Genomic DNA, 14,329 nt, shown 5'->3' with positions numbered 1-14,329 from the left:
CACTAGGTGCCAGAGTGACACCTAGTGTCTGACTAGTGGTTTCATAACTAGGTGCCAGAGTGGCACCTAGTGCTGTAGCTGAGTTATCCACAGGGTTCTTTGACTCATCTAGAGTTTCTAGGGGCGCACCAAAATGTGCCTGCCCGGCCTTATGAATCTGCTTTAGTGCTTTAAGGGTTCGCCAAGGGGTCTTAGTTCCCACGTTGTAAAGATGCAACACAATCAGGTCAGTTGGGCGTCCGCCAAATCGCTTGTAAGGGCGACGTTCACGGTGCAGCAAGTCGGCCTCTTCAAACTCTTTCAAGGTACGAATCACAGTCCGCTTACCCGCTGCGGTCTCATGCATGATAAAAGCAACGCCCTTATCACCTTCATGATCGGCAATGTAGCCGTCATCGTCGGCCTGCTCTGCAAGAAATCGAAGAATTGCAGTACGAACTACCGCCCCATTCTCGAACTCGTGAGTGCGTGCCCATTCAATAGCCTTGCTGCTCACTGGGCCACCAGACCCTCTTGGTGAGTCGGTTCAAACTTAAGAAGTTCGCACAGGTCTGTATCAAGAACTTGGGCAGCTAGCTCGACTTCCTTGACGCGCCATTCCACGCGCCCGCTCAGCCTATTTTGAAGAGCCGCAAGGGTCATCCCTAGCCCCTCTGCTAAGTGCTTTTGGGTTGTCCGCCGTCGCAAGATGGAGACTCGGATATTTGTTGAGATTGCTTCGTCGATGTCCATGAAACATAGATTACGTCATTTCGACGTACTCCACAACAGAAAGTACATCATTTCGATATATTTGCGTCATATTTCGATTGATAATGTGTTTCTACGCTGTAGAATCAACCGTATGGAAACAACTACACTTACAGCAGATACAGCCCTAGCCGCAGAAGTTCGTGCATGGATGGGCCGCCGTCAGATAACGCAGACTAAACTAGGTGAAATTCTGGGGGTTCCCCAAGCCAGCATCTACCGCCGACTAAAGGGTGAGATTAGCTTTAGTTTCAACGAGCTTCTTATCATTGCCTCATATTTCGGCATCACGGTAGCCGAACTGGTGGGCCCTGCCCTCTTAAATGCAAAAAGCCCCTCCCCTTTGCAGGTATCACAAGAAGGAAGGGCCAAAAAGAAAATCGCCCCTGTGGAACTAGTTCCAACAGGAGCGACTTATCAAGTGGTTGCGGGGGCAGGATTTGAACCTGCGGCCTCCGGGTTATGAGCCCGGCGAGCTACCGAACTGCTCCACCCCGCGGCGACTCATATAACTATACGCACCCCACACCCATCATGCAAGCCCAAACTGACATTTGTGAGTGAGAGCATAAATTTCACTGCTAACCCCGTCTAACAAAAGGACGGCGCCCCCTCCCCTGCTTACCGGGGAAGGGGCGCCGTCTTGCCACACTAGGATCTAGTTGGACGGGGTGGGGCTGGGTTCAGCGGTTGCCTCATCTGCTGAGGTGCTTGCTGTTCCGTCAAGCCCCTCTGCCTCAATAGCCCGCTGCAGGGCGTCGTTGAGGCGCTTTTGGGCATCGCCGTAAGCTGACCAGTCCCCGGCCTTCATTGCTGCGTCCGCATCCTGCATGGCCTGGCGGGCGTCCTGCAGGGCTCCGGTCAGGCTGGCATCAGTTGAGGCAGTCTGATCACCGGTAGCTTCAGCAGCCTGGGCATCGTCCACACCAGCGTCAGCTGCGGTCTCAGCACCTGATGAACCGCTAAAGAGTTCATCCAGGGCTTCTTCCAGGGTGGGGGCGAAACCAACCTTCTCGCCGAAGCCCACGAGGACGCGGCGCAGGGAGGGGTAGGCGGCATCGCCGGAGGACTGAACATAAACCGGCTGGACGTAGAGGATACCGTCACCGACCGGCAGGGTCAGCAGGTTGCCGTTGATGACGTTCGAGGCACCCTGGCGCAGAAGATTCAGCTCGGTCGATACGGAGGTATCGGAGTTGAAGACGTTCTGGGCTTGGCCGGGGCCAGGAACAACAGATGACCGGGGAAGCTCCAGGAGGGTGAGCTTGCCGTAGGAATCAGCCTTCTCGCCGTCCTTACCGGTGCCAGCGTCGCCGTTAGCAGCCAGGAAACCGTACATGACGTTTCGGGAGTTGCTGTCAGACTGCTGGGGGATGAAGCTGGTAGTCAGGGAGAACTGGGCTGAATCTTCACCCGGCATCTGCAAGGACATGTAGTAGGGCGGCAGGGGCCGGCCGCTGTCGTTGGTCGGGTCGTTGGGGATTGACCAGCGGTCATCTCCGTTGTAGAGGCTGCTCGCGTTCGTCACATGGTAGGAGTTGAGGATCTCTCGCTGGACCTTGAAGAGGTCCTGGGGGTAGCGCACATGATCGATCAGGGAGGCTGACATCTCGCTATAGGGGCGGACAGTCTCAGGGTAGACCTTCTGCCAGCTCTTGAGTACCGGATCCTGGTCGTCCCAGGCGTAGAGGGTCACCGAACCGTCGTAGGCGTTGACGGTAGCCTTGACGGAGTTTCGGATGTAGTTGACCTGGGTGTTTGGCAGGGCCTGGGCGGCACCGGTAGCCGTATCAGAATCTGCTGTCGCAGAGTCCAGGCGGGCAGCCTGGGAATAGGGGTACTGGTTGCTGGTGGTGTAGGCATCGACGATCCACAGCACCTGACCGTCCACGATGGCTGGGTAGGGGTTGCCGTCCACCGTGAGGTAGGGGGCTACCTTCTTGACGCGCTCGGAGGGGTTGCGGTCGTAGAGAATCTGGGATTCAGGACGGACGGCGTCCGAGAGCAAAATATCTGATGACTGGAACTTGATGGCGTAGGACAGGCGGTTGAAGGCGTTGCCAATGTTGGGGCCGCCGTTGCCACTGAAGGTGTACTTAGCGTCCGAGCCTTCCTTGTCATCGGCGGTTTGGGGGCGGTCCAATTCTAGGGGCTCGTCCTCGGAGCTACCGCCGACGATGGAGTAGGTGGGTGAGCTCTGGCCGAAGTAGATACGGGGTTCGTAGTCCTCGCTAATTGCGCCGGTGGCACGGATGCCGGACTGGATGAACTTGGGCTTACCGTCTGCTTCAACCTGGTTGCCGTAGGCTGCAATCACACCGTAGCCGTGGGTGTAAACCACATGCTGGTTGACCCAAGATGATCCTTCATTCTGGGCGGGGTTGAGCTCACGGGCTGCAATGACAGTGTCGGTTTCAACGCCGTTAATGGAGTAGCGGTCAACCGAAAGGTTCTTCCCGAACTGGTAGTAGGGGCGGAACTGCTGCAGCTGGGCGAAGGCACCGGAAACGACGTTGGGGTCCAGCAGACGGATGTTAGAAATCGTCTCGCTTTCCCCCCGGAGGGCTCCGGCCTGGGTGCTGGTGGTGGCGTCGTAGTTTTGGACGTCAATACTATCGAGCCCGTAGGCGGCCCGGGTCGCGTCGATATTGCGCTGGATATAGGGGGCTTCGGTGGCCTGTTCGTTGGGAACGACCTGGAAGCGCTGGATTACCCAGGGGTAAATACCGCCGGCGACCAGGGAGGCGATGACCAGGACGGCAGTGCCGATAATGGGCAGGCGGAAACTACCCTTGAAGGCTGCGACGATAAAGAGGGCAGCAACCAGCAGGCTTGCAATAGCCAGAATGGCGTTGACCGGAATAATGGCGTTGACGTCGCTATACATAGCACCGGCCCAGGAGCCAGATTGATCCTGGGTAGCGTTGTAGCGGGCCAGCCACAGGGTTACCGCCCGCACCAAGATGAAGGCGGCACCGAGCAGGGCAAAGTGACGGCGGAAGTAGACCGTTGTGGTGATCCCCTTCTCCCCCACAACCAGGCCACCGTAGAAGTAGTGGATGGCGAGCGCGGCCATAGCTGAGAACATGATGATGGTGGTCAGCAGGCCGGTCAGGACGTTGAGGAAGGGCAGGGTGAAGATGAAGTAGCCTAGGTCCTTGCCAAATTCGGGGTCGGCAGAACCGAAGGTTTCGCCGTTGAGGAAGAGCAGGACGGTTTCCCACTGGGACATTGCTCCGACGCCGACGAAAGCACCAACGAGGATTGGAACGACCACCAGCATTGCCTTGCGGACTTTTTCGACACCCTGGCGGTAGCGTTCCATGTTTTGGTTGAACAGGTCTTGGAACTCAGCGTAGGGGTCTGGGATGGGGTTGCCGTCCGAGTCGATGCGGGGTGGGCCGGGTCGGCGGGGGGTGGGGGCCGGGGGCGTTCCGTGCTTGTAGGCGTAGAAGATGCTGGCCCAGACGGCCAGGCCGGTCAACAGAGCTGCTACCAGGAAAACCGCACCCTTGGTGAGGTTTTGGGTGATGAACACCGTGAGATAGCCCAGCTGGTCGTACCAGAGGACGTCGGTGTATACCTGGGTGGCGAACACGAAGACGACAACGAGGACGGCGATGATTGCCGCGGTGATGCCGAGGGGGGTGTTGCGGGGGCTCCGAGGAGGCGTGGAACGGGGAGGGGTACTCGCGGTGCTCACAGGTTTCCTTCAGTGCTGGAGAGTGGTGTGCTGAAGTTGGCACTTTACTTGCACCATTGTGCCAAAGATAACCTTGAGTTTCGAGGGCACCCCCTGGGTTTTACGCTCTGGGCTGGCTGTTGTAGACAGCGGGGGTTGGGTGGGGTCTTATTGGTTGTCGGGCAGGGGGCAGGAGGCGAGAGTAGCTGGGTCGGTACCGGTGCCGATGGCGGTGACGGCTTGGGCAGCCTCATCAAGGGTAGATACTCCGATGACGGTCAGGCCGTCGGGGATGTGGCCTACAACTTCATTGCAGTTTTCGGTGGGGGCAAGGAAGACGGTTGCGCCTGCTTCTTTTGCCCCGTACATTTTCTGACGGATGCCACCAATGCCGCCTACGCGGCCGTCCGAGTCGATGGTGCCTGTGCCGGCAATGTGCTTGCCGCCGGTCATTTCTCCTTCGGTGAGTTCGTCCATGATGCCCAGGGCAAACATCATGCCGGCTGAGGGGCCCCCAACTTCTTCGAGCCCGTAGGTTACCTGCATGGGAAAGTCGAAGGTGCGGGAGAGGTAGAGGCCCAGGACGTAGCGATCAAGCTCTTCATTGTGGACGGGGGTGACGGTAACGTCGCGGGTTTCGCCGTCCTTTTCGAGGGTGAGGGTTGTTTCTTTCCCTTTGCCCTGGTTGAGGAGGTCGATGAGTTCGGCATAGGTTTTCAAAGGGGCGCCATCGAGGGCGGTGAGGATTTCACCTTCCTGGATGAGTCCGGCGCTGGGTCCACCCTCAACTGTGCCTGAGACTTTCAGCTGCTCCCCGTAGTCGATACCGAGCTGGGTGAGGGCAGCGGCCTGGGCGACTTCCTGGGAGTTGGTCATATCGGCACTGTTTTGGGCGCTGACGACGTCGCGGGTGAGGGTCGGGTCGTAGATGAGGTCGCTGGGTAGGGCGGTGGTGGATGATCCTAGCCACGAACTTAAAGCCTGCAGGGCACCCAGGGTTGAGTTAGGGCCGCCTGCAACGGATACCGTTGTCATATCAAGGTTTCCGGCTACCGGGTAGGTCTGGGTTCCTTCAATTTCAATCAAGGGTTTACCCTTGTAATCCCCGATGGTGTTGAAGGTCGGCCCGGGCGCCTCCGTCACGAAATCAACCGGAATCACAAAGGCCAGCAGGCACAGGCCCGTCGTGCCCACTGAACTCACCCGCCGCATATCAAGACGACGGGAGGACGGGGCAGCAGGTTCATTCCGGCGAGAAAAAAGCATGCTACTAGATTACTAGCAAAACCATTGCCCTTCCTCCCCCGTCCCCTAGAATCAGGCAAACTCCCACTTGGCTCACGGCTAAAGCTGGGGCAAGCTACCGGCAAAAAACAGTAGGCTAGATTCAAAGACCTAAGGCGCCCCGGTGCGCCCCGGCCAAACCAGAGGAATCCACCACCGTGTCACAGAACCCATTTGACCCATCATCAGGCCGCGACCCTCTCGAAGAATTCATCAAAAAACTTCGCGAACAAGGATTCGACCCCTCAGCTATGGGGGGCTCAGCCGCTTTCGATCCCGACGACTTCAAAAACATGGGTTTCCCCTTAGATCCCAGCATGATGTCAGGTATCTTCGCCCAGGTTAATTCCATGATGAGCGCCCAGCCCACCGACGAACCCGTCAACTGGGACATGGCCAAGCAGCACGCCCGCCAGGTTGTAGCCGCAGGCGAAGATCCTTCAGTGACCGCCTCCCAGGTCGGGGCCGTCCGCGATGCTTCTGCCCTAGCCGACCTGTGGCTGGACCCCGTCACTGCCTTTGACCGTCCCAGCTTCGGGGTTGAGGCCTGGTCAAAGGCCGAATGGGTGGAGAACTCCTTCACCACCTGGAAAGAAATCTCAGGGCCGGTAGCTGAAGAAGTATCCCAGGCCATGTCCACCTCTATGCAGCAACAAATGCCCGAGGAAATCTCAGGCTTGCTCGGGGGCGGCAACATCTTTGCCGGTATCGGTGGCATGATGTTTGGGATGCAGATGGGCCAAGCCATCGGCAAACTGGCTGAAGAAGTCGTTTCTTCCACCGACATCGGCATTCCCCTGGCCCAAGGACGGTCGGCCCTCCTACCTGGCGGCATTGCGGCCTTCGGAGACGGCCTAGAAATCCCTGCCCAAGAAGTCATGCTCTACCTAGCAGTGCGCGAAGCTGCCCTGACTCGTTTGCACAAGACCCACCCCTGGCTGCGGGAAGATATTATCGCCCTCATCAAGCGCTTCTCCCGGGGTATCCACGTCGATATGGAACGTATGCAAGATGCGGCCCAGACCATTGAGTTTGACCCCTCAAACCCAGACTCCCTCATGGATGCGATTTCCGGGGACATGTTCAAGCCCCAGCACACCGAAGACCAAAAGCTAGCCCTGGACCGCCTTGAGACCCTCCTTGCCCTCATAGAAGGCTGGGTCAGCCTGATTACCGAACAGGCAACCGGCAACCTCCCCAAGGCCCCCCAGCTTGCCGAGACCATGGCCCGCCGCCGCGCAACCGGCGGGCCAGCCGAACATGCCTTCTCCCAGCTCGTCGGTCTTGAACTTCGCCCCCGCAAAATGCGCGAGGCCCTGGCCTTCTGGCGCCACTACGACGAAGCCCACGGCTATGAAGCCCGCGACGGCCTCTGGGCAGGCCCAGAAACCCTTCCGACCGGCGAAGACCTCGACGATCCTGCAGGATTTGCCTCCCGCCGGGCCCTGCTCAACGCCAGCGAAGATGAGCTCGACGCGGCCCTCGAAAAGCTCCTCGCCGGTGGCTACGATGAGCCAACCGATCGGGGAACCTCAGAACCCGAAGAACAATAAACCAACCCCTCACCGAAAAGACCAGCGGCAGACGTCCCCGTTTCCCGCTGGTCTTTTGGTGTATTGAGCCTATGGTTTATGAGAAGGATCCATCAGCTGACTCTGCCGCTCAGCAAACTCCAGCCCCTTCAGGAAAGCCCTGGCCACTTCCCCCTGCGGATAGCGGGATTCTAAGGCCCGAAAAGCAGCCGAATGATTCGGATGCACAAAGTGGCAGAGTTCGTGAAAAATCACGTAGTCCACAACGTACTCGGGTGCCCCCTGTAAAACATTACTAATTCGAATACTAGAGCGGCCCGGGGTAGCTGACCCCCACCGACGCTGCTGGTTGCTCACCCACCGAATCGAGTCCGGTTCGTGACCTTCGGGCAGGTACTGATCTACGAGGGCTGACGCCCGCTGTTTAAGATAGCTGTCTGAACCCATCACCCGACGGCCAGCATTCGTGTGGGCCACTTGAGCCAGCACCCGGGGAACAAGGTGCTGAATATGCTCCTCGACCAGGGCTGCAGGAAGAGAGGCTGGCACCATGAGCCGCACCCGACCATCGGGCAGGCTTTTAGCCGCCACAGACTTCCTCCGCCTGGTCGAGTAAACGATTTCAAGTTCGGGGAAGGAACCGGTTGCAGGCCGGATTTCCGACTCTTTAGCCATCACAAACCCCTAGGAGCTACATCGTCAATGAAGCGCGATCGTTTGCGCGAACCGCGACCACCGGGCGTCCGCGATTTAGACCAGGTCAAGGTGAGATGGGTGCGGGCACGGGTAATTCCCACATAAAAAAGACGACGTTCCTCATCGACCTCATCAGCGGTCTGGGCAAAGCTAATGGGCATGAGCCCCTCCGAAAGTCCAGCAAGGAACACAGCCTCCCACTCTAAGCCCTTAGCCGCATGCAAGGAGGCCAGGGTAACACCGTTGAGGGAGGGGGCGTCCCTATGCAAGGCCCGCTGGTGGAGCACCGATGCCAGCTCAAACAGGGTAAGAGGCGGCGGAAGCTCCTGGGCCCCGTTCGCCTTGGCCCGGGCCCGTTCAGTCTCCCGGTCAGCAATCAGCCGGTCAGCCAGATTGACCAGGGTTTCCAGGGATTCCCAGCGGGAACGTTCCTGGCCAGACCGCTGGGGGGCAGTAGGCTTCCACCCCAGACTCTTGAGGTTATCCCGAACAAGCTGGCCCACATCGTCCGATTTTTCAGCCCCCTTAGCAGCGCCCTGCAGCATACTCATCGCCGCCCGCACCTCTGCCCGGTCAAAGAACTTCTCCGCCCCGCGCAACTGGTAGCTGATACCGGCAGCAGTCAGGGCCTCTTCAAGGGCAGCAGACTGGGAATTGGTTCGGTAGAGGACAGCGATATTAACCGGTTCAAGGCCGTCCTTTTCCACCAGGTCTTTAATATCTTCAGCGATACCCTGAGCTTCTTTTTCATCATCTGCATATTCAAACCACTCCGGCCGGGGGCCGCTCTTACGCTGGGAGACCAGTTCAAGAGGTGGCGCCCAAGAGTGGGCAGTAGAGTCTGGGCCAGGACGGCGGGTAGCCAACAGGCGGTTAGCTAGGTCGACAACCTCGGGGGTAGACCGGTAATCCCGCACGAGCTTCACCACGGTTGCGTGTTCATAGGTACGGCGGAAATCAATGAGATGGCGGCTGGTAGCTCCAGCAAAGGAGTAGATGGTCTGGGAGGCATCCCCCACCACGCAGAGGTCATCCCGGGGCCCCACCCAGGCCTGAAGAAGCCTTTGTTGGAGGGGGCTAACGTCCTGGTATTCGTCCACCACAAAATGGCGGTACTGTTCCCGAATCTTAGCTGCGATCTGATCGTTCTCTTCAATGATCGCGATGGTCAGCAGCAGGATATCTTCAAAATCAATGACGTTTCGTTCGTCTTTGAGCTCCTCGTAGGTTCTCAGGAGCCGGACGATGTCAATGACGGTGTAGCTCCCCGGTAGCTCCCTGCCCTTGAGTTTCTGTTTAAGGGACTCAGCTGTGAGCAGGTTTACCTTAGCCCACTCAATTTCACTGGCCAGGTCTCTCACAAGGGCCCGGTCGGTCGGCAGGCCCAACCGGCGGGCCGATTCGATGATGTACTGGCTCTTGTTGCTGATGATGGTTGGAACCGAACCACCAATGGCTACCGCCCAGAAGTGTCTCAGCTGGGCAAGAGCAGCTGAGTGGAAGGTTCGGGCAACGACGCCCACTGCCCCGAGTTCCCGTAGCCTGACCTTGAGTTCTTCTGCGGCCCGGGTGGTGAAGGTCAGGGCCAGGACGGAATCTGGCCGGTAGCGTCCGATGGCAATGCCATAGGCGATGCGGTGGGTAATGGCCCGGGTTTTACCGGTACCGGCACCAGCCATGACGCACATAGGGCCGGTCAGTTCGGTTGCAACCCGCCGCTGTTCAGGGTCAAGACCCTCCAAAATAGACTCGGGGCTAGGGGAAACAGGGGCAAGCGGCTGGGCCCTCATGGCTTTATTGTGCAACCCTAATCTCCTCTTCCCCATATTTCAGTCTCTTCAGGGTGCCCGCCTCAGTCGGGGGCAATAAGCCTTACCAGTCTACCGGCTGAAGAACCCTGCCCGCTCCCCTGCTACGTCTACCGATCCTTATGTGATGGCCCAAACGACCCCGCCCCGCCACCTCTCAGTCGAGGGGCGGGGCGGGGCGGGGCGGAGCAGGCTTTATTCCTGGGTAGGTGGTGTTTTAGCGACCGGGCCAGGGCTGAGCGAGCAGGGGACCCTTCTGGGTCAGGCGGTACATGAAGGCAGCCATGGCATCGCGCTTGACGGGATCATTAGGTTTGAATGAGCCGTCAGGGTAACCGGTTGAGATGCCCTGGTTCTTCACCCAGGCGATTTCCTGCTGGAAACCTGATTTACCAGTATCCCAGAAGCCACCGACACCGGTGTTTGCAGGGCTACCTGCGGCCCGGTACATAAAGGCTGCCATTGCCTCACGGCTAATGGGTTCCTGAGGACGGAAAGTGCCGTCAGGGTAACCGGTGGTGATGCCTACAGAGCGCATCCACATGATTTCCTTGTAGAACTGGTGGTCTGTCTGGACATCACGGAAAGCAGTCTGAGCAGGTGGGGTGTAGGCAGGGGAGCCTGCAAGGCGGTACAAGAAGGCAGCCATAGCGCCACGTTCAATATTTGCAAGGGGGCGGTAGGTGCTGTCAGGGTAACCAGTGGTGATGCCGGTATGGGCCAGCCACATGGTCTCATCGTAGAACTGGGTTCCGGCCTTGAAGTCAGAGAATGCTACGGGTGCAGGATGCTTTTGTGCGGCAGTCCAGGCAAATTCAGACTTCTTGGGGGCTGCAATCAGACCGTTGGGGCCGAACTTCTGGAGGGTACCGATGTGCAGGAATCGCTGGTTGCTGGTGCAGGCGGTTGACGTTTCAAAGAAACGCTCGCGAGCGCTACGGCATGCCAAGTCATAGCCTGCTCGTTCGGGGCGCCAAGCAGCGGTAGCTAGACGGAGCTGACCGGCAGTATCCAGGAAGGCGTTAGAGCCGCCGGGGCCGCCCAGGGACCAGCGGGCGTCGTTCTGCAGAACAGGAGTGTGGCTGACGCGCTTACAGGGGCCGACGGCGCTGGTGCACTCAGCGTAGCCGGTGCGGTAGTCCAGGGTGGAGTACTGGCCTCCCGAGTAGAAGAGGTAGTACTTGTTCTGGTAGCGGACCATCGAGGGGTTCTCAATGAGAGTCTCTTCCCAGGTCTGGGAGTCACGCTGACCAGCCTTGGTCATAACACTGGTTGCTAGCAGGCTACGAGCCTGGGAGCCAGCGGCCCAGCCGTTGCCGGCATTGTTCAGCTCACGGGCCCAGACATTTGTCTTGGTGGCGCGGGCAGCGTTGCCCTCGTTCTTCCAGTACAGGTATACCTTGCCGGTAGCAGGATCCTTAAAGAGGTCTGGATCAATTGCACCTGCAGGGTCATCTGAACAGACAAAGGGGGCTGAGGCCGTATCGAAGAAGGGGCCGGTAGGCTTGTTACCTTGAGCCAGGCCGATACACCAGCGGGTAACACCTGGGACAGTAGAAACTGTTTTTGCAGCGTATGCCATCAGGTATTTGCCATTGGCAGCCTTTTCAACAGCCGGTGCCCAGATTTCATAGCAACCTGAAGTGCTGGCGTTACAGTTAGGTTCACGCTGGGCCCACTTGCCGGGGAGGGCAAGGGCGTCATTGTAGAAGTAGTCGTTACCGTTCAGAATCGGACGACCATCAGGGGACGTGGTTCCGGGACGATAAGACTGGTTTGTGGTCCAGCGCTTAAGGTCCTGTGAAGTAATCAAGGGAACATTACGGCCACCGCCATTAGTGCCGTATGCGTAATAGGTGCCGTTTTCAACGAAGACATCGGGATCAGCCAAATCACCAATAGTGATGTTATGGCCGCTGACCCACTGGCCAGTCGTAACGTAGGGCTTATTCGGAACGAACCAGGGTCCGTCCGGGTAAGCGTTGGCGGGAGGAGCTGCCATCAGGGCAGCCAAACCACCAGCAAGAGTAGCTGCAGCAATCCGTTGTACGGTGCGCAGGCGAGATCTAACAGAAACCATAAGGCCTGTCCTATCTATGCGAGTGAGTAAATGTAGTGTAAATCTTTCACAAGCTGTGTGTTTGCTGGTAAAAGAATAATTACAGAGTAACATGCACCATATTTACTACAAAGGATAGATAGGCAATTTCCCGTCAGTTGGAAGAGCATCTACCCCAGGGGCCAGAGCTACTACCGGTCGTCCAGGGGGCTGCCTAACCAATGTTCAATCAAGCGGCGGGAAATCGAGGCCTTGCCCGGTAGCTGCACCTCCCCAGTGCGGTAGGCCTGGACCAGCTCAGCCCGGCTAAACCACCGGATCTCTTCAATTTCGCTTCCATCAGCCTCAACGGCGTCGGGATTAGAAATCTCAGCAATAAAACCGCACATAAGAGACCGGGGGAAGGGCCAGGGTTGAGAGCCCACATACCTTTGAACCTGCACCAGGCCACCGCATTCCTCAAAAACCTCCCGCACCACTGCAGTTTCCAGAGACTCACCGGCCTCCACAAAACCAGCAAAGGTAGAGTAGCGGCCCCTACCCCATGCCCTAGCCTGGCCCAGCAAAATTTTCTGCTCTCCATCAACCAAAGCGGTCACAGCAGTAATAACGGCTGGATCCGTACGAGGAAAAAGCTCCCGTCCTTCGTCCGTGACCCGCACCCAGCCGCCCCGAACCGCAAACGTGGGGGAACCCGTCCTTTCATCAAAGCCAGATGCCCCATGCCAGGCTTCTAGAGCAGCTGCCGCAGCAAGTACTTCACCCCAGGCCCAGCTTTCGCCCCTGCCCTCATAGCCGTAGGCGGCGAGGTCCCGAACCCCCACCCAGGTACCGCCCGTTCGGGCAGCTAGCAGATCGGCTACAGTCTGCTCCTGATTCTCAAAGCCCTGAAGATTCAAGGGCTCAGCTCCTAGATCCAAGTAACGATCAAAGTCCCCGAGCAGGGCGAGGACGGGCTGCTCCTCACCCGATTCAGGAAGGGCAGGTCTAGATTCCGCTAAAGGACGCACCAACCGGGTCCCGGCAAAAATGAGAGTTGCTGCATGGTGACGGTCAGTAGCTGTGTATTCCAGCAGGGCCTGCCGGTGCAGGGCACATACCCGGGCAAGGTCCAGGGGGAGCTCGCCGTCCTCCCCCACCAGCACCCGGCCCCGGTCAACCGCGATCAAGGCAGGTGGTAGCGGCCAAGGATACAAACCCTGATCAGGGACGTCCTCCCCCACTAACGACTTACCCAGGGCATCAAAAAATCCTGGTATTTCCCGTAGGGTACCGGCTGTCCGCACCCGGTCAGCAACCAGAGGCACCCGCCCCAGGGGCGAAAACCAGTCAGGACAGCTGGCCCTATTCTGGCCCTGTGTCTCTGCCCCGCTATGTGTGCTGGTCGACAGTTTGCTGGGATTTGAAGAAACCACCTTAAAACACCCCTCGAACTCTTGTAGGCTTGAATACGTGACTTCAACACCGCTTCAACTTGCCGCCATCGTATCAGCTGGAGTGCCCGGCCTCTACCCCGTCGCAGCTCTCCCCTCAGCTGATGACACCCATGACTTTGACTCGGCGATTATCATCGACTCCGCCAACAAGCGGTGGCGGGTCCGCGCCCCCAAACACCCTGAAGCCAGCGTCCGGCTTGAAGCAGAGCACGTTATTCTTCAGTCCTTCACCCCCGGCCTTCGGGCCCGCCTGCCCTTCCTCGTGCCCACCATTGTCGGCACGGTCACCCTCGACGGCCGCCAAGCCTTCATATATTCGCATGTTCCCGGCCGCCATCACGATATCGACGAACTGACCGATATTTTCTACACAACCAAGCCTGGCCAGGCTGGCCTTGTAAAGGATCTGGCCCACGCTATCGCCACCATTCACGTCTTCCCCACCACCATTGTCGAGGACGCTGACCTGCCCGTGTACACCTCAGAGCAAGTCCGCGAACGGCGTCTGGCGGAACTAGACTTAGCCGTTGCAACTGGCAAGGTCCCCTCCGGCTTGCTGCACCGGTGGGAACAGCAGCTCACCAGCCAGCCCCTCTGGGACTTCCGAACCCGTGTAATTCACGGAGATCTCAACGAAGACAACCTGGTTCTTGAGCAGAAGAAAATTGTAGAAATTACCGGCTGGTCTGAAGTCTGCGTTGGAGACCCTGCCCAAGACTTCGCCTGGTTGCTGGCCTGCGAAGACCCTACGCTCCGGGAACAGGTCTTTGAGGCCTACCGCAAGGAAATGCCACAGGAGCCTGACCGCCACCTCGAAACCCGCGCCAATCTCTACGCTGAGTTTGCCCTGGCCCAGTGGCTAATCCGAGGGGTAGAGCTAGATGACAGAATCATGATTTCTGAAGCGGTCTCTATGCTCAATCAACTCGAAGCAGAACTTGCATCAGCAGGTCAGCTACAGCCAAAGATTGATGAGACGGTCCCTGAACCACTCGACTAAACAGCCTTGATGAGGGCCGTATTTGACGCGGGGCTTGCCCCACCGATATAGGTGGGGCAAGCCCCGTTTGTCGTCTGTTCCT

General features: G+C 58.3%; 9 protein-coding genes and 1 tRNA gene. 3 read left to right on the top strand and 7 right to left on the bottom strand.

The window, feature by feature from the left end; translation table 11 throughout:
- The first annotated feature begins 688 nt into the window (after positions 1-688).
- Positions 689-1,216, top strand: a complete 528-nt coding sequence (locus tag ACMXX3_RS00130; protein ID WP_421083133.1) for a helix-turn-helix domain-containing protein — start codon at positions 689-691, stop codon at positions 1,214-1,216.
- Here ACMXX3_RS00130 and ACMXX3_RS00125 read toward each other — a convergent pair.
- The 3 genes from ACMXX3_RS00125 to ACMXX3_RS00115 form a co-directional block, all read right to left on the bottom strand.
- A tRNA-Met gene (locus ACMXX3_RS00125) sits at positions 1,173-1,249 on the bottom strand. The genes ACMXX3_RS00130 and ACMXX3_RS00125 overlap by 44 nt on opposite strands.
- Positions 1,250-1,408: 159 nt before the next feature.
- Positions 1,409-4,453: a UPF0182 family protein gene (locus tag ACMXX3_RS00120; protein ID WP_421082795.1), complete on the bottom strand. Its 3,045-nt coding sequence runs from the start codon at positions 4,451-4,453 to the stop codon at positions 1,409-1,411.
- A 147-nt stretch (positions 4,454-4,600) separates the two neighbouring features.
- Complete coding sequence (locus ACMXX3_RS00115; RefSeq protein ID WP_421082794.1) at positions 4,601-5,698, bottom strand: PDZ domain-containing protein; 1,098 nt, start codon at positions 5,696-5,698, stop codon at positions 4,601-4,603.
- Between the two features lie 176 nt (positions 5,699-5,874).
- Between ACMXX3_RS00115 and ACMXX3_RS00110 the strand changes: the two genes are divergently transcribed.
- The gene (locus tag ACMXX3_RS00110; RefSeq protein WP_421082793.1) at positions 5,875-7,269 is read left to right on the top strand and encodes a zinc-dependent metalloprotease; all 1,395 of its coding nucleotides are present in this window, start codon (positions 5,875-5,877) and stop codon (positions 7,267-7,269) included.
- 69 nt (positions 7,270-7,338) lie between these two features.
- Here ACMXX3_RS00110 and ACMXX3_RS00105 read toward each other — a convergent pair whose 3' ends face one another.
- The 4 genes from ACMXX3_RS00105 to nudC all read right to left on the bottom strand — a co-directional run bounded on the left by ACMXX3_RS00105 (position 7,339) and on the right by nudC (position 12,980).
- Positions 7,339-7,923: a M48 family metallopeptidase gene (locus ACMXX3_RS00105; protein WP_421082792.1), complete on the bottom strand. Its 585-nt coding sequence runs from the start codon at positions 7,921-7,923 to the stop codon at positions 7,339-7,341.
- A complete protein-coding gene (locus tag ACMXX3_RS00100; protein WP_421083132.1) occupies positions 7,923-9,734 on the bottom strand; it encodes an ATP-dependent helicase in 1,812 nt (603 codons plus the stop codon). The genes ACMXX3_RS00105 and ACMXX3_RS00100 overlap by 1 nt, the downstream gene beginning before the upstream one ends.
- A 235-nt stretch (positions 9,735-9,969) precedes the next feature.
- Complete coding sequence (locus tag ACMXX3_RS00095; RefSeq protein ID WP_421082791.1) at positions 9,970-11,832, bottom strand: family 43 glycosylhydrolase; 1,863 nt, start codon at positions 11,830-11,832, stop codon at positions 9,970-9,972.
- Positions 11,833-12,002: 170 nt separating this feature from the next.
- Positions 12,003-12,980 carry an NAD(+) diphosphatase gene (nudC, locus tag ACMXX3_RS00090; RefSeq protein ID WP_421082790.1) on the bottom strand — a complete coding sequence of 326 codons (978 nt, stop codon included), beginning with the start codon at positions 12,978-12,980 and terminating at the stop codon, positions 12,003-12,005.
- 283 nt (positions 12,981-13,263) lie between these two features.
- On the opposite strand from nudC, the gene ACMXX3_RS00085 reads away from it, so the two are divergent.
- Positions 13,264-14,247 (top strand): phosphotransferase, encoded by a 984-nt coding sequence (locus ACMXX3_RS00085; RefSeq protein WP_421082789.1) that lies wholly within the window; start codon positions 13,264-13,266, stop codon positions 14,245-14,247.
- The last annotated feature ends 82 nt before the right edge of the window (positions 14,248-14,329 follow it).

Origin of the sequence: Rothia nasimurium, from assembly GCF_049068285.1 — a bacterium.
GTDB classification, from domain to species: Bacteria; Actinomycetota; Actinomycetes; order Actinomycetales; family Micrococcaceae; genus Rothia; species Rothia nasimurium_I.
This window is presented reverse-complemented; position numbering and strand designations above follow the sequence as displayed.